Origin of the sequence: Candidatus Limnocylindrus sp., from assembly GCF_040397235.1 — a bacterium.
In the GTDB taxonomy this organism is placed as follows: Bacteria; Chloroflexota; Limnocylindria; order Limnocylindrales; family Limnocylindraceae; genus Limnocylindrus.
Map to the genome: position 1 here is coordinate 228,994 of NZ_JBBAWH010000002.1, position 17,319 is coordinate 246,312.

Sequence of the window (17,319 nt, forward strand, 5' to 3'; positions counted from 1 at the left end):
GATTGGGGCGATCGTGGAAACCCCGCGACGGCCGGGCAACGGGTCCGGGCAAACTCGCCATTGAAGGAGAACACATGAAGAACCTACGGATCGGTGCCATTCTTGGCGCCCTCCTCATGGTCGCCGCAGCGTGCTCGAGCACCCCTGTCGGCAAGGCCGGAGGAACCCTTATTGTCGCTCTGCCAGGCGACATCGTACGAACCGACGCTGCGTTGATGGACGACAGCAACACGTCGTACGTCATTCAGCAGGTTGTCGAGACCCTCGTCGGCCTTGAGCCAGGATCGACCTCAAAGGTCATTCCAGTGCTCTCAGAGAGCTATGTGATGAGCGCCGATGGCCTCACCTACACGTTCAAGCTGCGCAGCGGCGTTAAGTTCCACGATGGCACCGAATTTAATGCGGATGCGGTCGTGTTCAACTATGAGCGCTTCATTGGGCTACCAACTGAGCTCCGAGACTACGCCTTCTATATCGGCGACATCTTCGGCGGCTATGGCAGCGAGAGCAACCTTGAGTCCGCAACCAAGATTGACGACCTGACCGTCGCCATCAAGCTGCGCAAGGCGAGCTCGAACTTCCTGTTGACCCAGACCCTTCAGGTCTTTGCCATCCAGTCGCCAACGGCGCTGGTTCTTGGTAAGGCTGACAACACCGAGACCGATGTTGCGAAGATCACTGCCGCCACCGGCGGCGCAGGCGCGATGGTCGGCACCGGCCCATTCAAGTTCGTGAAGTGGACCGTTGGCGATAGCGTTGAAGTTGAGAAGAATGCAGAGTATTGGGACAAGGCGAAGGTCGCCTACGTTGACGCGATCATCTTCAAGGCAGTTGCCGAAGAGGCTCAGCGCGTGAACGGACTTGCAACGGGCGAGATCGACCTCGCACAGACGATCGCTCCAGCGACGATCGCGGCGATCGCCGCAAACCCAGACCTACAGCTGATCGACCGTGGTTCTTCGTTCAACACGTTCCAGATTTCCATGAACCACACATACGCTCCGATCAGCAATCCGAAGATCCGTGAGGCGATCGCCTATGCGATCGACTACGACTTCCTCATCGCGACCTTCTACGCCGGCGCAGCGGTGCGGGCAACGAACTGGATGCCAGCTGGCGTTGCCTACGCGAAGGACCTGAACCTTCCAGGCTATGACGTCGAGAAGGCGAAGCAGTTGATCGCAGAGTCGGGTGAAACCGACCTCACGATTGACTTCTGGTATCCAAACGACGTGTCCCGCCCGTACATGCCTGATCCAAAGGGCTTGTTCGAAGCGATCACGGCGAACCTCGAGGCAGTTGGCTTCACGATCAACCCAAACAGCGATGGTTGGCGCGAAGGCTACCTGGATGACGAGAACCAGGGTAAGTACGAGATGTGGCTCCTTGGCTGGACTGGCGACTGGGCCGGCCCAGACAACTTCTTGAAGACGGCGTTCTTCGGTTATAAGAACGGCGCCCCTTCGAAGGAGTTCGCCTACAAGAACGATGCTCTCGACAAGGCGATGAACGACGCACTTGCAGCGGGCACCGAAGCTGAGGCGAAGACACTGTGGGAGACGGCGCAGGACTTGATCCGCGCTGACATGCCAACAGTGCCGGTTGCCAACTCGAAGCCGCAGGCAGCTGCGACGATCGACCTGAAGGGCTTCATCGGCTCTGCAGCGTTGAACGAGCCGCTCAACCTGGTCTGGCTCGACCGACCGTAACTGAGGTGCGTGCCGCGTAAGGCGGTGCGCCACTCGCTCTAACGAGAGCATCTGTCGCCGCTCCCTTGGCCGTGAGGCTGAGGGGGCGGCGACGGCGTTTCACCCTTAGACTCCCCTCATGGGGAGATACATCGTTCGCCGCTTGATCGCCGCGATTCCCGTGTTGATCGGGCTCTCCATTCTCCTCTTCGCCTACATCCGCATCCTCCCCGGCGACCCATGCGTCGCCATCCTTGGCCAGCACCGCACCCCTGAGGCGTGCGCAGCCCTCCGGGAGAACCTTGGCCTTGATCTTCCGCTCTGGGAGCAGTACATCCGCTACCTCATGAACACCCTTTCGGGTGATCTCGGCGCGAGCGTCGTGAACTCCCAGCCATTCTTGGCTGAGTTCCTCACGCGCTTCCCTGGAACGGTGGAGCTGACGATTGGCGCACTCATTTTTGCCCTTGGCGCCGGAATCCCCCTCGGTCGGCTCGCCGCACGAAAGGTGGGCGGTCGGATCGACGGCCTGATCACAGGCGTCAGTCTCTTTGGGGTCAGCATCCCCGTCTTCGTCCTCGGCCTTGCGCTCGTTGCCGTGTTCGGCGTCATTCTCGAATGGCTGCCAACGCAGGGGCGAATTGATGCTCGCGCTCGATTTGATGCCACTTCAGGGCTGCTCCTGATCGATACCCTCTTCGCTGGTCGCCTCGATCTATTTGTGGACGTTGTTCGCCACCTGATTCTTCCCTCGATTGCGCTCGGCTCCATCCCGCTCGCGATCATTGCCCGCATCACGCGCGCCTCGGTGATTGAGGTCGTAAACGAGGACTACGTTCGCACTGCACGTTCCAAGGGCCTCAAAGAGAAGACCGTTGATAACCGGCACGTGATGCGCAACGCCTGGCTCCCCGTTACCACCGTAGTCGGGCTGCAGGCCGGTGGGCTGCTCGGTGGCGCGGTGCTGACCGAAACCGTGTTTGTCTGGAACGGGGTGGGCCGCTGGGTTGTGGATGCAATCCAGAATCGCGATTATCCGATCGTGCAGTCAACGATCCTCGTCTTCGCTCTCATCTTTTTGGTCGTCAACCTGCTCGTCGACATTGGCTACGCGTTGCTGAATCCAAAGATTAGGTACCAGTGATGCTGCGCGCCGCGTTAGTTGATGCACAGCTCGCCCGCCCGCCACGGGGTCTCTGGGGCGATGCTGCTCGTCGCCTGCGCCGCAACCGACCGGCGATGGTGGGGCTCTTCTGCATTGTGCTCTTTGCCTCAGCGGCGATCCTTGCACCGCTGATTGCGCCATACGATCCGTACGCAATGAACGGCAGCAGCCTTGATGCGCCGTCCCTCACGCACTTATTCGGCACCGACCTCCTTGGGCGAGATATCTTCTCGCGCGTGCTGTACGGGGCGCAGATCAGCCTCTTTGTTGGGGTTGGCGCCGTAGCCATTGCGCTCGTTATTGGCGGCGCCCTCGGTGCAATCGCAGGCGGATTCGGCGGCCGGGTCGACGGCGTGATCATGCGAACCACGGACGTCTTCCTCTCAATCCCGAGTATCTTGCTGGCGATCGGTATCGTTACCGCCCTTGGGCGTGGGATGCCACAACTAACACTGGCAATCGCGGTGAGCTACGCACCAACGTTCGCACGACTGCTGCGCGGCTCACTGCTGGCGCTCCGCGAGGCCGACTACGTTGTGGCTGCGCGAACCATTGGTGCATCGCGCCTGCGCATTCTGGTTCGACACATGCTGCCGAACGCCCTGACGCCGCTCATTGTGCAGGCGACGCTGGTGCTCGCCACAGCCATCATCGACATCGCCGGCCTCGGATTTCTTGGCCTTGGACCGACCGATCCGCGCACACCAGAGTGGGGGACGATGCTCGTCGATGCACGTCGTTTCATGCAGTCTGCCCCGCATATCGTGGTCTTTATTGGTGGCGCGATCGTCATTTCGGCGATCGGATTCAACCTTCTCGGAGACGGGCTGCGCGAGTCGCTTGACCCGAAGTTGAAGCGATGAGTGACCAGCATCTTCTCGAGGTTCGTGACCTGGTGGTGCGCTTCCGCACGCACGATGGTGCGGTGCACGCCGTGAACGGGGTCTCGTTTGACCTGGCCGCCGGCGAGACGCTCGGCGTGGCGGGCGAATCCGGCTGCGGCAAGAGCGTCACCAACCTGGCGATCGTTGGCCTGCTGCCGAAGCCTGCCGGCCGCGTCGAGGGCGGCAGCGTCAAACTTGATGGGCGTGAGCTCACCACCCTCAAGGAGGAGGAGCTGCGCCAGGTGCGCGGCAGTGAGATCGCGATGATCTTCCAAGATCCGATGACCTCGCTTAATCCGGTGCTGCGCATTGAGGAGCAGTTGATCGAAACGATTCAGGCGCACCGCGAGGTCACGAAGGAGGCGGCGCGGACTCGCGCCATTGAGCTGCTCACCGCTGTTGGCGTTGCCAATCCAGAGTCACGACTCCGCAGCTACCCACACGAGTTCTCTGGCGGCATGCGGCAGCGCGTGATGATCGCCATGGCCCTCGCCCTTGAGCCACGGGTACTTATCGCCGATGAGCCAACCACGGCGCTCGACGTCACGATTCAGGCGCAGGTGCTCGACCTGCTTCGCCGCCTCACCGAGGAGCGCGGTACGGCAATGATCCTCGTCACCCATGATCTCGGCGTCCTCGCCGGCATGGCCGATCGCGTCAACGTGATGTATGCCGGCGCGGTGATCGAGTCAGGCACCACCGACGATCTCTTCGCCAACCCGCGCCATCCGTACACCGTTGGCCTGCTGCGCTCCATCCCACGCCTCGACGGCGAGACGGGCGGCAAGCTGGTGCCCATCGAAGGTCGACCACCAGACCTTATTGATGCGCCAGTGGGTTGCTCGTTCTACGCGCGCTGCGCCTGGCGCACCGATCGCTGCGCGACCGAGACGCCCGCGCTGTTGCCGATTGATAGCGGCAAGGGCCCGATCGTGACGAGTGGCCCAACCGCAACGCACGTGGCCGCCTGCTTCAACCCAGTCGCCCCTGCAGAGGTTGCCGAAGGGCGGCCACTGCCACGTGCCGAAGGAGCCACTCGATGAGCGGCGAGCCTCTGCTGACCGTTAAAGATCTCGCGGTGCGATTCCCAATCCGCGAGGGGCTGGTGCGCGAGCGCACCGTCGCCGAAGTACGCGCGGTTGATGGCATCTCATTTGAGGTGGCGAAGGGGGAGATCCTCGGCCTCGTTGGCGAGTCTGGTTGCGGCAAGAGCACCGTTGCACGCGCGATCACCCGCGTCGTGAAGCCGAACGCTGGCACGATCGACTTTGACGGACACAACCTGGCGACGGCCGAGGGGCGCGAGCTGCAGGACCTTCGTCGTCGCGTGCAGATGATCTTCCAAGACCCGTACGCCTCGCTGAACCCGCGCATGACCGTTGGCGCGATCCTTCGTGAGCCAGCCGACATCTACAACGTAGGCACGAGTGCCGAACGCACCGGCCGCGTTGCTGAGCTCCTCGAACTCGTCGGGCTGGACCCACGCTTCGCTGAGCGGTATCCCCATGAGTTCTCTGGTGGGCAGCGTCAGCGCATTGGTGTGGCACGTGCACTCGCCCTTAACCCAGATCTCGTAGTGGCGGATGAGCCGGTGAGTGCGCTCGACGTGAGCGTGCAGGCGCAGATCCTGAACCTGCTCGCCGAGCTGCGCCAGCGCCTTGGGCTCGCCTATCTCTTCATTGCGCATGACCTTTCGGTGGTGCGGCACATTAGCGATCGCACCGCCGTGATGTACCTAGGGAAGATCGTGGAGGTTGCACCTTCGGATGAGCTGAATAGTTCGCCGGTGCACCCGTATTCAATTGCGCTGCTGTCCGCCGTGCCAATCCCCGACCCTGCGATTGAGAAGAGGCGCAAGCGCATCATCTTGAAGGGCGATGTGCCGTCACCAACGAATCCGCCGAGCGGTTGCGCCTTCCAGACGCGCTGCTGGCTCAAGGAGAAGCTTGGCAACCCGGAGCGCTGCAACACGGAATCGCCGCAGCTGGTGCAGGTCTCAACGGGACACCAGGTCGCCTGCCACTTCCCCGACAAGGCGTAGAGGGTAAGAACGCTTAGCGGTTGCGCTCGCTGCGTACGAAGAGGAAGGTGCCAACCGAGAGCATGACCACCGTGGCGATTGCGATGGCCGCAACCGTCCACGTTGGGTCGGCGAGCACCGCTTCGTTTGGGTAGCCGTAGTACGCACCGCGAATGAGGTCAACGGCGTAGCGCAGCGGCGCGATGTGGCTGACGATGTCGAGGTACCACGGCAGGTTGCGGATTGGGTTGAACGCGCCGGCGAGGAAGAACTGCGGCAAGAAGATGAACGGGAAGAGCAGGTTCGCCGAGCGCTGGTTTGGCAGCAGGCTGACGATCAGTGCGCCGAACGAGGCACCGAAGATGGCAACCAGGATGAGCGCAGGGATGATCGCGAAGACCTGCGCCAGGGTGAGCGGGATGCCGAGCACGATGCCGAACGCCATGACGGTGAATGCTTGTGGGAAGGCGACCAGCGACTCGCCGAGGATCTTGCCAGCAAGGATCGTGCGTCGTCCGATCGGCGCGACGAAGATCTCCTGGCTGAAGTCGTTCTCGCGGTCTTCAAGGATGGAGACCAGCCCGAGCGCCGATGACTGCCAGACACCCTGGGCCAGCTGCCCGGCAAAGATGAACGGGAGCAGATCAATGCCCGGGGACTGGAAGTTCGAGGCGAAGGCCCCGCCAAGGACACCGATGAAGAGGGCGGGGAAGACGAGGCCGCCGACGAGGCGAATCGGATCGCGCAAGAGCTTGGTGACATCGCGCGCGGCGATCGCCCCTGCGGCGGCCGCCTCACGGCGCAGGTTGAATCCGGTCGAAGTGCTGCGGGCTGTTGGCGCGCTCATCGGCGGAACCCCCGTCGCGGCGCATCGTCGAGTGGTGACTCTTCGCGATCATCGGCGGTTGCCGCAACGATCTTGAGGTAGGCGTCTTCAAGGCTTGGGCTGCGCACTTCGAAGCGGGTAAGCGGCGTCTTCAGGTCACGCAAGAGCGTGTGGGCTGGCTCTGCACCCTTCACCTCAACGGCGAATCCGGCAGAGATCATCTGCGGAACATGGCCGAGCCGTTCGATCTCTGCGCCGAGGGCGACACGATCGGCCGCCTCAAGCTCAACGCGGGTCACGCCGGTGCCGACGCGCAGTTCAGCAGGCGTGCCGTTCGCCACAATCTTGCCGCGATCGATGATGCAGACCTGGTCAGCGATCTCGACCTCGTCGAGGTAGTGCGTGGTGAGGACCATGGTGGTTCCTTCGCTGCGACGAATGGCATCGAGGTAGCCAGCCACCGATCGGCGCGACTCAGGGTCAAGGCCAACGGTCGGCTCGTCGAGGAAGAGCACCTGCGGCTTATGCAGCAGCGAACGGGCAATCTCGAGCTTTCGACGCATGCCGCCCGAGTAGGTTGAGATCTTTTTGAACAAGTCATTGCGGTCGAGCCCAACGAGCGCACCGAGCTCGACAACGCGGTCGCGGTACTCCTGCGGCATGAACGAGAACGACGGGCGATAGGCGTATGCGCCGTAGAGGGCAGCATGGAAGCGGCAGTTCTCCTCGCCGGTGAGTGCACGATCGAGGGATGGCTTCTGGAAGATGATGCCGACGCGGCGGCGGACCTCCGACTGGTCTTGCGCCAGGTCGGCGCCGGCAATCTGCACGCTCCCTGAAGTTGCGGCAAGGGTGGTGGTCAGGATGCTGATCGTGGTGGTTTTACCAGCACCGTTCGGTCCGAGGAGGGCGAAGAGGGAGCCCTGCTCAACGGAGAAGGAGACGCCATCTACGGCGTTACGGTCGGCGCCCTTGTAGCGCTTGACGAGGTCCGTAACGACGATTGCAGGGGTAGTCGCCATGTTCGCAATCCTACCCCTCTCAGGGTAGGCTCGTCATATGGTTCATATCGCTGGTCTTATCCGTCTTGCGCACCCGCTGCCGACGCTCCTGAACGCGCTCATTGCGGCGGCACTCACCACGATTGCGGGGGGCTCAGCGAGTCAGGCGGCCCTCGCGGCTCTCACCATGCTTGGGATCCACACCTCTATTGGCGCAATGAACGATCTTCTTGATCAAGCGGGCGACAAGGGGAGGGCAGAGAAGCCGCTAGTTAGTGGAGACGTATCGCCACGTGAGGCTCGGGTGACGGTGGTCGTCGCCGCAACTGCAGGATTCGCAGCGGCATCAGCGCTCAGCCCAACGAGTGCAGCGCTTGCAGCCGCTGGCGCCACCCTTGGCTATCTCTACAACGCGGGGATCAAGCGCACGCCGATCTCGTTTCTTCCATTTGCCCTGGGAGTTGCAATCATTCCCGCGTTCGCGTGGAGCGCAGCGGGAGCGCCACTCCCTGCGGCAATCGCTGCACTCAGCCTGATTGCGCTGCCGGGCGGGAGTGCACTCGCGCTACAAAATGCCCTGGCCGATCGAGAACTTGACGAAGAGGTTGGAGCGAACGGTGCTGTGGTGCGGCTCGGCCGCCAACGAACGATCGTACTCATCGCGCTCCTGCAAGTGCTCACCTATCTCCTCCTTCTAGCGAGCGCGCCAGCAACATCCTCGCCAGTGCTCCTCGCCGCTGGCGGCCTACTTCTCACCACTGGCGTGACCCTGAGTACTCGTGTGCGTCGCGACCTGCGCCAGCGTGGCTGGGAGGTGAGCGCCCTTGCCCTTGCCTGTTGCGCAATCGCGATTGCACTCTCGTACGATTAGTTGATGAATTTTGTTCGCGCGTCCCAGCGGTCTGCCAAGTCTGGCTGCGGCACCCTCATCATTGGGCTCCTGATCCTTGGCGCAATCGGCTCGCTCTTCGATGGTGGATCTGAGACCAGCACGCCGCGACCAAGCACGGTGCCCTCTGCTACTAGTGACCCTGAGGCTTCTCCCTCCCAACAGCCGTCACCCTCGGTGGTGCCATCGCTGCCGATCGCCCTCGAGGTCAACCCGCCGGCCGCGGTCGCTCGTGGTGCGGAGATCACCCTCACCGTTCGGGCGAGTGCGGGCTCCGAGTGCGAGATCGGGGTACCAGAGCTGGCACGTGAGGGCGAGACCCCAGCCGCGCTCTTCGTTCCCGAAGGCGGGGTGGCGACCTTTACCTGGCGAGCGGGATCAACTAGGGGTGCCTGGTTCGTGACGGTGGTCTGCACCGCAGCGTTTGAGCGAGAGGCGCTCGAAGTGAGCATTACGATCAAGTAGTAGCGAACAGCTGCCCGCAGGCTTCATACTGCGGTTGTTCAGTCTCCCTCGGGGGGGTAGCTCAGTTGGTTAGAGCTCCGAGCTTATATCTCGGCGGTCCCTGGTTCGATTCCAGGCCCCCCTACCATTCGCTTCGTTCATACTCTCCGTATGGCACGTCCAATTGCACTGATTACTGGAGCCTCGTCGGGCATCGGCGAGCGCATCGCCCTGCGCTTGGCATCAAGCGGCCACGATCTGGTATTGGTTGCACGCCGGGGCGATGAGCTTGCGCGCGTCGCTGCACTCGCCTCTGCCGCTGGTGCCGCAAGCGAGACGATCGTTGCTGACCTCTCGCAAGGTGTCGACGTGGCAAAGGTCGAAGCACGCATCGCCGATGAAGCTCGATCGATTGAGATTTTGGTGAACAATGCAGGCTTTGGACGGTTCCGCAAGATCACCGAGCTTGATGGCGAAGGCGAAGCGAATGAGATTGCCGTGAATGTCACCGCGCTGACACTCCTCTCGCGAGCGGCACTCGTTGCCATGGCGCCACGAAAGCGCGGAGGAATTCTAAATGTCTCCTCGCTTGCATCCTTCATTCCGTTTCCTGGATTCACCACCTACGCTGCCACCAAGGCGTACGTTCGGCACTTCACCCTTGCGTTGCATGAAGAGGCGAAACCGTTCGGCGTCCGCGTCACCTGCGTTGCTCCAGGGGTTACGCCAACAGGATGGCAAGATCGCGCGGGGCTGAGCCAGAGCTCAGGCCTACCGAGCTTCTTGCTGACCTCTGCGGACACTGTTGCCCGCGTTGCCCTTGAGGCGCTCCGTGATGGACGTGCGCTTGTGGTTCCGGGCTGGATGAATGCACTCTCAGCGCGCTTCTTGAGCCTGATGCCGAGCTTCCTCCTGCGCCGCATGGGCGCGATCAGTTCTCGCTTCCCTCGCTAAGCGCGAAGGCTCCAGCGCGCGCCGGTCGGCTCGTCCACTAGATCTACGCCAAGTGCTTCGATTGCTGCGCGCAGCGCATCTGCATCACTGAAGCGGCGCTCAGCACGAGCTGTTGCTCGCAGCTCAATCAACTTCTCAACGGCGCTACTCACATCCACCCCAGGACCTGTTGCCGGCACGGGAAGTGGTGCTTCGGCAATTGCGATAGTGGCGCGCGGCGCACCGGCTGCGGCACCGAATCGCGCGGCAAAGGCGGCCAGCGACTCTGTTGCGCCGCTGTGCATTGCTGTCTCGCCAATCCCTGGAATGCGAATGGTCACCGCCCCCTTGCCGCCAACGGTGACGCTGTTTGCGCCAAGGTCGATGGTCAGCGCGGAGTGCTCGTCAATGCCAACGATCGCGGCGCCATCAGGTAGAGTGCGCTCTAACTGCTGCAGGCGGCCTTCGCCGATGAAGCAGCGCGAGGTGTCGTGCGTCGCGCCCTCGTTGTTGTTCCAGTGAGGAACGATCGCAACAGCGAGACCGGTGAGCGCGCCGATGATGTCGAGGCCTTTGAGCCAGACTGGGTTCGTTCCCGCCTTGTAGATCTCATAGACCGGGATCGTGAATCGCCCTGATGCAGCCGCCGCAGCCGACGATGCGATCAGCGTGGTGCCGCTCTGAAGGCGAGCGACGAGCTGCTCGACGATCGGCGTGCCGCCCCAGCGACGCAGGGCGCGCGAAGGGGAGCCTGGCCCCAGGAAGATCAGATCTGCCGCGTTGAGGCCGGCGATCGTTGGGGCAAGCGCTGAAGGGGCAAGGTCGGCGCCGGCGCGGTCGGTCTCTGGGAGGCCGATAACCGTGGTCGGGATGCCGACCTTTGAGCGGAAGAAGACGGCGATCTTCTCGCCCATCTCGGCGCGGTTCGTTTGAAAGTCGTAACTCCCGTCGAGGGCAACGAGTGACGACGGGGTGCTGCGCTTCGGCAGGGAGGCGACCAGGCTGCGGTGCAGCGGCGCCATCGATGGGCCGATCTCACCGGAGCCGATCAGGACGATTCTCCCTGGAGCCGTTTCTGCCGTCATGCCGTAAGTATGGCGCAGCCCAGTACGATCAAGGCATGGCAACCCTCTACCTCTCTGGCGGCGGACTCGGACGCTCAGCCCAGGCATGGCCCGAGGCGCTGCACTGGCTCGCCGCACAACCTGGCCCCCTGCTGCTCGCCTCCATTGCCTCAGACGACGATCGGCAGGCGCGCTCCCTCCAGCAGCTCCTCGCCGCCGTTGGTCGTGAGGCGACCCTCATCAGTCATCTGCCGCATGAGTCAACTGAGCCAACAACGCTCTTCTTATGCGGTGGCGATGCTACGAGACTCCTTGATCAACCAGAGCGGGTACGTGAACTCACGAATGCCCTCACGCTGCCGCATCTCACGATCATTGCCGACTCGGCGTCGGCGATGGCGCTCGGTCGGCGCGCCGCCTCGTGCACCTGCGGCGGCCACGCTATTCGCGTGATTGATGGCATCGGCGCGCTCGGCGCGTGGAGCATTCTGGCGCACGCGACTGGCGGCAACGATGAGCGACTCGCCGACCTTGCCGATGCGGCGTTGCCAAACGGTGGCCCGCGACTTGCGCTGCCAACCGGCGCTGCAGTCGAAGTGCTCGGCCTTGGATCGCGTACGTCGGGCGAGCCCGGTGGTCTTGACTTTAGAAGTGCACCCTGGTCACAAGCGAGTGCGCACCGCAGCGACGCGCGCTAGGAAATACAACGCGCTACGGCGCGCGACGATTGGTATACCGACAACGCGCACGAATCGGGCAGCGTTCGCAATCTGGACGAAGCGCATTGCAGTGCCCTCGACCATGACGAATTAGCGCGACGTGCGCCTCGTACATGCGCGACGGCTCCACCAAATCGAGCCAGGCGTCGTGAGCGAACTGCAGACTCGCCTTTGGTGGCAGCAGGCCGATCCGTTTTGAGACGCGCTCCACATGGGTGTCGACCGGCATCAGTGGCACGCCAAAACAGAAGAGCATCACGATGGAAGCGGTCTTTGGGCCGATCCCCGGAATGGCGGTAAGCCAGTCGCGCGCCGCTAGCGGCGCCATCGTTGTCAGAAATGTCAGGTCATAGGCTCCGCTCTGTTCGCGCGTGGCGCGGAGCGCCGCCTTGATGCGCGGCGCCTTCTGCGCAGCAAGCCCACCACTCTTGATCACGGCGGCAAGCGAGCGCACCGGCGCCGCCTCAACCGCCGCCCAGTCTGGGTAACGGTCGCGGAGCGCCGTGAAGGCGCGTTCCGCATTGGTGTCGCTGGTGTTCTGGCTCAGGATCGTGGTGACGAGCTCACTGATCGGGTCCATGCGCGGCTTCCAGACCGGGGTGCCGTAGAGGGCGGCCAGGCCCGATAAGGCGTCTTCAACCAGCCCGGGACGACGGCGCTTGAGTTGCTTCACCCAGGCTTGCGCCGGGCTGCTTCGTGCGGAAACTGGCCGTTTTCGTGCGGGTGGCATGCCCGTATCGTAGCCCCCAGCCGTGGCAGATCACGGTGCGCCAAGTGCGCCCAGGCGGGCATTACGCCCCGTTAACCCTCATCCTGTCAACTGACCGAAGCGACGGCGTGCCCGCGCCGCGCGTTCGGCATAGGGAGGATAAACATGGCTACACGTAGCGCCGTCGGCGGCGTCAAGATCACCGTTCCGGCGACCTGGATCGCCTCGTGGACCCTCTACGACCTGGCAAACACCATCTGGTCGTACGGCATTTTCTCGTATGCGATTGGTCTCTATCTAACCAGCGAGCAGGGGCTCGGCGAGTCACAGGGAAACCTCTGGCTGCAGATCTCGATCGCCCTCTCCGTCGGCATCAATGCGTTGATCTCGCCGGCAATCGGTGCGATCTCTGATCGAGCGGGGCGACGGCTCCCGTATCTCCTCTTCTTTACGCTTCTCGCGATCATCCCGGCGATCTTCATCCCGTCGGTGCCAGTCGGCATGGGCGTGGTGCTCTTCTGCATCGCGAACTTTGGCTACCAGTCGGCCCTGGTCTATTACGATGCTACGATCAAGATCGTGAGCACACCAGCAAACCGCGGCTGGGTTTCGGGGCTTGGTAACGGCCTCGGGTACCTCGGCACGATTCTCATCGGCGTGATCATCCTCTTCGGCGATATCTCCGTAACGCAGGTATTTGTGATTGCCCCGATCCTGTTCGGTGTGCTCTCAATTCCGATCTTTATCTTCATCAAGGAGGTTCCAGAACCGTCGGGCAAGGTTGCTAGCGGCAACTCACTGACCGCCACCCTTGGCACCATTCGCGAGCTCAAGAAGTACCCAGGCCTGAAGCGCTTCCTGACGGCACGCTTCTTCTACACCGACGCACAGAACACCGTGATCTCGATCATGGCGATCTTCGCGGTGCAGGCGGTCGGCTTCACTCAAGGCGAGGCGAACTATGTGCTCGTTGCACTTGCGACGACCGCAGTGATCGGCGGCCTCGTGTGGGGACGTCTCACCGATAGCCAAGGGCCGAAGGCAACGTTGAACCGCGTACTCGCCCTCTGGGCGGTTGCGCTCGTCATCGGCGCGCTCTTCGTCTCACCAATCCCGTTCATCGTGGCCGGCGTGATCCTCGGCTTCGGCTTCGGCGGCCTCTCGGGTGCCGACCGAATCCTCATGTATCGACTCTCCCCACCGAAGCAGCTCGGAGAGTTCTACGGCCTCTACGGCTTGGTCGGCAAAGGTTCACAGGTGATCGGCGGCCTGCTGTATGGCGCCACGATCTTCTTCTTGTACCCAGTGCTAGGCAACGGCGCATACACGGTCGGCCTGCTGACCCTGCTCGCAACGATGCTCGTGGGCTGGTACCTGCTGCAGGCGGTGCCGGAGAAGCGCGAAGGCTGATCTAACGACGCGCTCGGAGCGCTGCGTTAGCGAATGCGCGCAGCGCTCCAGCGAGTCAGCGCCGGGCCCCAGGCCCGCTCGCCGTCACCTTTACTGATCGCATCGAGTTCTACCAGGCCGTTGATCGCCTCGGCGATCTCAGTGCTGCTCCACTTGCGTGCCGCCTCGGCAAGCTTTCCGGCGGGGAACTCATGCATGCCAATAGTGCGAGCCGCCGTAGCAACTGACGCACCCTCCACAACCGTTGCGCCGTGAATCTGCGCGAGGTCGCGCATCTTGCGATGCAGCGTTGCCACGACCATTGGACCTGGCTCACTGACCGCGCGAAGCAGGTGCTTGGAGACGAGCGTGCCACTGCGCGAGACGATCGCGTCGGCAAAGGCAAAGAGCGATCCAACACCGCGATCGGCAATGAGGGCATCAACGGCGCGCAGCGAGATCGGCCCCGTAGGAATCGCCAGCATTAGCTTCTCGAGCTCAACCACCGACGTCATGCGAATGCCACTGCGATCAAGGTCAGGCTCGCGCACCTCGGCACCGAGCCGCTCGGCGATCGACTTTGCCGCGTCACCCGCGATCTCGCGGCCAGCGCTCTTCGCGCGCGCCAGCAACCACGATGCCAACTCGCCGGGGCCAGGGGAGATGCACGAGACGATGCTGCCGCCGCGATCCTGCACCAACAGCCCAAGTTCGCCAGGCCCGTCGGGACGCGCTCCCTTGAGATTCGGACGTCGCGCGCGCTGATCAACTAAGACAACGCCGTTCCCAGGAGCCATGTTGGCGAGGGTGTCGGTGAGGTTGGCGCGCAGATCCTTGGTTCTGCCAAGTAGCCCTGCCCCTGCGACAACAACGAGTGACCCCCCACCGAAGAGCCCCCCGGTATCGAGGCGCCGACGCAGTTCGCCCAGAGTGCTCACCGCCTGTTCCGAGCTACGCCCCTCAGCCTTGAGGCGCACCTTCTCGGGGAGCCCGCCTCCCATAGGGTCCTCGGCGGCCATGCGGGCGCCCAGCGCTGCCACCGCCTCCTCGATGAGGAGGAGGTCGTCACCCCAGGCTAGGAGGATCGGTGCCGTTCCCATGGGCGGATCCTAGCGCGTGGGATGAGGCAGCCTGAGGCACCACCTGAGGCGCTAACTGATGCGAGACGGATTGGCCAAACTGCATCGGCGGCTGCTGCGCTTGGAGCGCGACGACCAACGGCGGAGCGCGCGGGGGCAAGGCGTTCGCCACTTCCGCTTTGAATCTTGATCTGATCTGGATGTTGCAACGGCACGGTGATGGTCACGGTGCCGTTGAGGTCGGTTCGCTCAACTGCGGCACCCCGCTCCCCGAGGCGTTGAAGGGTTTCAGCAGCGGGGTGACCATACGTGTTTTTTACCCCAACTGAGACAACAGATACCCGCGGATCAAGCACGTCCAGCAGGGCCCTACTCGTGGATCCCTTACTGCCGTGGTGTGGTGTCTTGAGAAAATCAACGGGGGCGCCGATGTTCCGAATGATGCGCGCGTCGATGTCGCTCTCAATGTCACCTGTGAACAGCGCACTAAAGCCTGGTACATCTAGCCGCAAGACGATCGACCGATCATTCAGCGCTCGGCCATCGTTCCCAGGTGGTAGCGACAGGTACGTTTTATCTGGCCAAAGGACACTTAACCGTGCAGCTCCAAGCTGGAGCCTGTCTCCGGTAAAGACCTGGTGGTACGAGATGCGACTCCGCTGTAAAATTTCCCTCCAACTTGATGCAGCCGGACCCCCACCGCGATCTTCTGAGCCGATGACCGAGGTGATGCGATATCGGTCAAGGAGTTTCGGGAGTCCGGCGAGGTGGTCCTCATGCGGGTGGCTAGCCACAAGGAGATCAATCCGACGATCCCACGCCGGGATGATTCGATCCAACTCAGCACTAAGGCGCGACGGGTCAGGACCGCCGTCAATCAACATGCGACGACCAGATACCTCAACAAGGATTGCGTCGCCCTGCCCAACATCGAGCGTAGTGATGCGCAGTGATCCACGCGGCGCGGCGCCACCAAGTGAGGTGAGCGCACTCACTGCGATCAACAGCGCGATACCAAACGCTAGGCGCCCCGTTGCAGGGCTTGAGGAGACGGCCCCTTCATCAGCTTGCCTTCGGGTGCTTGGTGGCTCATCTCGCAGGAGAAGCCAGACTCCAACTGCGCCAAGAGCCAGACCAATGCTGAGCGTGGCCTCACGAGGTACTTCGATGCCGCCAGCGGGTAGGTGTGCGCCGACCTGGGCGATCCACGCGGCAGCACTAAAGAGTGCCGTTGCGGGGAGGGCTAGCAGGCTCGGCAAGATGGCCAGCTGAGGTGGCAGCACGCGCACCAGCTCACCAGCAAAGGTGGCGAGAATCGCCGCAGCAGTGGCTGGGGCAATAAGGGGAGCGATCAAGAGCGTCAGGGGGATTGACCAGACCGCAACACGCCCGAAGAGGGCGATGACAAGCCCGAGTGTTGCAGCCTGGGCGGCCAGACTTACGGCGACATCCGCACCTATAAAGGACCAGCCTGTGCGGAGTTGCTTGGGGAGCCTCTCGCCAAACGCCGTCGCACGATCGGACCAGCGCTGACTCTTGGCGAGTAGCCCGGCAGTTGCCAGCGCTGAGAGGCGAAATCCAGTGTCGGCCGCAATCGCTGGGTCGAGCACCATCAGCGCAAGTACGGCGTGCGAGAGCGCCACCGCCCCAGAGCCAGGCCGACCGGATGGCGCGCCGATCAGTGCGGCGGCAGCCATAAAGCTGGCGCGGATCACGCTGGCGCTCGCACCGGCAAAGAGGCCATATGCGATCGCAACGATGATCAGCAGCGGGCGCCGACGCTTGGCAGGGAACCGTTTGGCGAAACGATCAGCAACCGCCATGGTGATCGCAACGTTCCAGCCAGAGAGGGCAACAACGTGTCCGAGTCCCGTCGCCGTAAAGTCTGCCGCAAGACGTTCGTCGACCCGCTCGCGCAGTCCGATCACGATTGCCGCGGCAAGCCCGCCGGCGGGCGCTGGGAGCACGCGCTCAATGGCGTCGCCGAGGGCAGCTCGGAGTGACTCTAGGGGGCTACCGCGGGAGAGGATCTGCACGTTCCGCGTTCGCGCCGTCGCTGAAATCCCGCGAATGCGTAGACGTTCTTGAGAATCGGGCGTTACGGACCGCTGCGTAAGTGTCGCAAGCAGGGTGTCGCCAGTGCGCACACTTGGATTTGGCGGCGCCTCAACTTGAATGTGTATTCCATCTACTTCCATGATGAACCGTTGCGCTCCACGGAGTGGAGCAAGGAGTGCTGCAACCTGCCCACGGATCTCACCCACCGGTACCAGAGCCGCGGCGCTATCTGCAGGAGGAATGGGTGGACCTAAAAGGGCTATGCGCGCGCTGATGAGTAGAACGCCAAGGAGTGCTGCTCGGATGAGATCGTTCGCCCTGAGATGCGCGTTCCGTGCCAACAGCGCCAGTAAAACGAGTGAGCCGAGCGCAAGAGCGGGTGCGCCGGCACGTAGAGCTGAGGCGGGGAGGGGCAACAGCCACACGTGTGCCGTCGCAACAGCCGCAATGG

16 protein-coding genes and 1 tRNA gene are annotated in these 17,319 nt (G+C 62.9%); 11 read left to right on the plus strand and 6 right to left on the minus strand.

The window, feature by feature from the left end; all coding sequences use genetic code 11:
* The first annotated feature begins 74 nt into the window (after window positions 1-74).
* The 5 genes from AC3LB0_RS02800 (at window position 75) to AC3LB0_RS02820 (ending at window position 5,778) form a co-directional block, all read left to right on the plus strand.
* The gene (locus AC3LB0_RS02800) at window positions 75-1,709 is read left to right on the plus strand and encodes an ABC transporter substrate-binding protein (protein WP_488649645.1); all 1,635 of its coding nucleotides are present in this window, start codon (window positions 75-77) and stop codon (window positions 1,707-1,709) included.
* 118 nt (window positions 1,710-1,827) lie between these two features.
* The gene (locus AC3LB0_RS02805; RefSeq protein WP_488649646.1) at window positions 1,828-2,832 is read left to right on the plus strand and encodes an ABC transporter permease; all 1,005 of its coding nucleotides are present in this window, start codon (window positions 1,828-1,830) and stop codon (window positions 2,830-2,832) included.
* The gene (locus AC3LB0_RS02810; protein ID WP_488649647.1) at window positions 2,832-3,716 is read left to right on the plus strand and encodes an ABC transporter permease; all 885 of its coding nucleotides are present in this window, start codon (window positions 2,832-2,834) and stop codon (window positions 3,714-3,716) included. Before AC3LB0_RS02805 ends, AC3LB0_RS02810 begins: the two co-directional genes overlap by 1 nt.
* A complete protein-coding gene (locus AC3LB0_RS02815; protein WP_488649648.1) occupies window positions 3,713-4,780 on the plus strand; it encodes an ABC transporter ATP-binding protein in 1,068 nt (355 codons plus the stop codon). The genes AC3LB0_RS02810 and AC3LB0_RS02815 overlap by 4 nt, the downstream gene beginning before the upstream one ends.
* Window positions 4,777-5,778, plus strand: a complete 1,002-nt coding sequence (locus tag AC3LB0_RS02820; protein ID WP_488649649.1) for an ABC transporter ATP-binding protein — start codon at window positions 4,777-4,779, stop codon at window positions 5,776-5,778. Before AC3LB0_RS02815 ends, AC3LB0_RS02820 begins: the two co-directional genes overlap by 4 nt.
* Window positions 5,779-5,791: 13 nt before the next feature.
* On the opposite strand, the gene AC3LB0_RS02825 is transcribed toward AC3LB0_RS02820, so the two are convergent.
* Entirely contained in the window at window positions 5,792-6,604 is an 813-nt protein-coding gene (locus tag AC3LB0_RS02825; RefSeq protein ID WP_488649650.1) for an ABC transporter permease, read from the minus strand.
* Window positions 6,601-7,605, minus strand: a complete 1,005-nt coding sequence (locus tag AC3LB0_RS02830) for an ABC transporter ATP-binding protein (protein ID WP_488649651.1) — start codon at window positions 7,603-7,605, stop codon at window positions 6,601-6,603. The genes AC3LB0_RS02825 and AC3LB0_RS02830 overlap by 4 nt, the downstream gene beginning before the upstream one ends.
* A gap of 37 nt (window positions 7,606-7,642) precedes the next feature.
* Here AC3LB0_RS02830 and AC3LB0_RS02835 point away from each other — a divergent pair, with 37 nt between their 5' ends.
* The 4 genes from AC3LB0_RS02835 (at window position 7,643) to AC3LB0_RS02850 (ending at window position 9,871) form a co-directional block, all read left to right on the plus strand.
* A complete protein-coding gene (locus tag AC3LB0_RS02835) occupies window positions 7,643-8,455 on the plus strand; it encodes a UbiA family prenyltransferase (protein ID WP_488649652.1) in 813 nt (270 codons plus the stop codon).
* A 3-nt stretch (window positions 8,456-8,458) separates the two neighbouring features.
* Complete coding sequence (locus AC3LB0_RS02840; protein WP_488649653.1) at window positions 8,459-8,938, plus strand: hypothetical protein; 480 nt, start codon at window positions 8,459-8,461, stop codon at window positions 8,936-8,938.
* 50 nt (window positions 8,939-8,988) lie between these two features.
* Window positions 8,989-9,065: transfer RNA gene (locus AC3LB0_RS02845), tRNA-Ile, on the plus strand.
* Between the two features lie 23 nt (window positions 9,066-9,088).
* Complete coding sequence (locus AC3LB0_RS02850) at window positions 9,089-9,871, plus strand: SDR family NAD(P)-dependent oxidoreductase (RefSeq protein ID WP_488649654.1); 783 nt, start codon at window positions 9,089-9,091, stop codon at window positions 9,869-9,871.
* Here AC3LB0_RS02850 and AC3LB0_RS02855 read toward each other — a convergent pair.
* Window positions 9,868-10,935 (minus strand): type 1 glutamine amidotransferase family protein, encoded by a 1,068-nt coding sequence (locus tag AC3LB0_RS02855; RefSeq protein WP_488649655.1) that lies wholly within the window; start codon window positions 10,933-10,935, stop codon window positions 9,868-9,870. The genes AC3LB0_RS02850 and AC3LB0_RS02855 overlap by 4 nt on opposite strands.
* Before the next feature lie 35 nt (window positions 10,936-10,970).
* Here AC3LB0_RS02855 and AC3LB0_RS02860 point away from each other — a divergent pair, with 35 nt between their 5' ends.
* Window positions 10,971-11,612, plus strand: a complete 642-nt coding sequence (locus AC3LB0_RS02860; RefSeq protein WP_488649656.1) for a hypothetical protein — start codon at window positions 10,971-10,973, stop codon at window positions 11,610-11,612.
* Window positions 11,613-11,625: 13 nt separating this feature from the next.
* Here AC3LB0_RS02860 and AC3LB0_RS02865 read toward each other — a convergent pair whose 3' ends face one another.
* Window positions 11,626-12,363, minus strand: a complete 738-nt coding sequence (locus tag AC3LB0_RS02865) for an endonuclease III domain-containing protein (protein ID WP_488649657.1) — start codon at window positions 12,361-12,363, stop codon at window positions 11,626-11,628.
* 144 nt (window positions 12,364-12,507) lie between these two features.
* Here AC3LB0_RS02865 and AC3LB0_RS02870 point away from each other — a divergent pair, with 144 nt between their 5' ends.
* On the plus strand, window positions 12,508-13,752 hold the full coding sequence (locus AC3LB0_RS02870) for an MFS transporter (protein WP_488649658.1): 1,245 nt from the start codon (window positions 12,508-12,510) through the stop codon (window positions 13,750-13,752).
* 26 nt (window positions 13,753-13,778) lie between these two features.
* Here AC3LB0_RS02870 and holA read toward each other — a convergent pair whose 3' ends face one another.
* Both holA and AC3LB0_RS02880 read right to left on the minus strand, forming a co-directional pair.
* The gene (holA, locus tag AC3LB0_RS02875; protein WP_488649659.1) at window positions 13,779-14,831 is read right to left on the minus strand and encodes a DNA polymerase III subunit delta; all 1,053 of its coding nucleotides are present in this window, start codon (window positions 14,829-14,831) and stop codon (window positions 13,779-13,781) included.
* Complete coding sequence (locus AC3LB0_RS02880; protein ID WP_488649660.1) at window positions 14,807-17,074, minus strand: ComEC/Rec2 family competence protein; 2,268 nt, start codon at window positions 17,072-17,074, stop codon at window positions 14,807-14,809. Before AC3LB0_RS02880 ends, holA begins: the two co-directional genes overlap by 25 nt.
* Window positions 17,075-17,319 lie beyond the last annotated feature (245 nt).

Excerpts from the sequence above, each read along its gene's own strand:
- AC3LB0_RS02805 (WP_488649646.1), top strand. The coding sequence starts at position 1,828 with ATGGGGAGATACATCGTTCGCCGCTTGATCGCCGCGATTCCCGTGTTG.
- AC3LB0_RS02815 (WP_488649648.1), top strand. The coding sequence starts at position 3,713 with ATGAGTGACCAGCATCTTCTCGAGGTTCGTGACCTGGTGGTGCGCTTC.
- AC3LB0_RS02870 (WP_488649658.1), top strand. The coding sequence starts at position 12,508 with ATGGCTACACGTAGCGCCGTCGGCGGCGTCAAGATCACCGTTCCGGCG.
- AC3LB0_RS02835 (WP_488649652.1), top strand. The coding sequence starts at position 7,643 with ATGGTTCATATCGCTGGTCTTATCCGTCTTGCGCACCCGCTGCCGACG.
- AC3LB0_RS02855 (WP_488649655.1), bottom strand. The coding sequence starts at position 10,935 with ATGACGGCAGAAACGGCTCCAGGGAGAATCGTCCTGATCGGCTCCGGT.
- AC3LB0_RS02840 (WP_488649653.1), top strand. The coding sequence starts at position 8,459 with ATGAATTTTGTTCGCGCGTCCCAGCGGTCTGCCAAGTCTGGCTGCGGC.
- AC3LB0_RS02825 (WP_488649650.1), bottom strand. The coding sequence starts at position 6,604 with ATGAGCGCGCCAACAGCCCGCAGCACTTCGACCGGATTCAACCTGCGC.
- AC3LB0_RS02865 (WP_488649657.1), bottom strand. The coding sequence starts at position 12,363 with ATGCCACCCGCACGAAAACGGCCAGTTTCCGCACGAAGCAGCCCGGCG.
- AC3LB0_RS02810 (WP_488649647.1), top strand. The coding sequence starts at position 2,832 with ATGCTGCGCGCCGCGTTAGTTGATGCACAGCTCGCCCGCCCGCCACGG.
- AC3LB0_RS02800 (WP_488649645.1), top strand. The coding sequence starts at position 75 with ATGAAGAACCTACGGATCGGTGCCATTCTTGGCGCCCTCCTCATGGTC.
- AC3LB0_RS02860 (WP_488649656.1), top strand. The coding sequence starts at position 10,971 with ATGGCAACCCTCTACCTCTCTGGCGGCGGACTCGGACGCTCAGCCCAG.
- AC3LB0_RS02820 (WP_488649649.1), top strand. The coding sequence starts at position 4,777 with ATGAGCGGCGAGCCTCTGCTGACCGTTAAAGATCTCGCGGTGCGATTC.
- holA (WP_488649659.1), bottom strand. The coding sequence starts at position 14,831 with ATGGGAACGGCACCGATCCTCCTAGCCTGGGGTGACGACCTCCTCCTC.
- AC3LB0_RS02850 (WP_488649654.1), top strand. The coding sequence starts at position 9,089 with ATGGCACGTCCAATTGCACTGATTACTGGAGCCTCGTCGGGCATCGGC.
- AC3LB0_RS02830 (WP_488649651.1), bottom strand. The coding sequence starts at position 7,605 with ATGGCGACTACCCCTGCAATCGTCGTTACGGACCTCGTCAAGCGCTAC.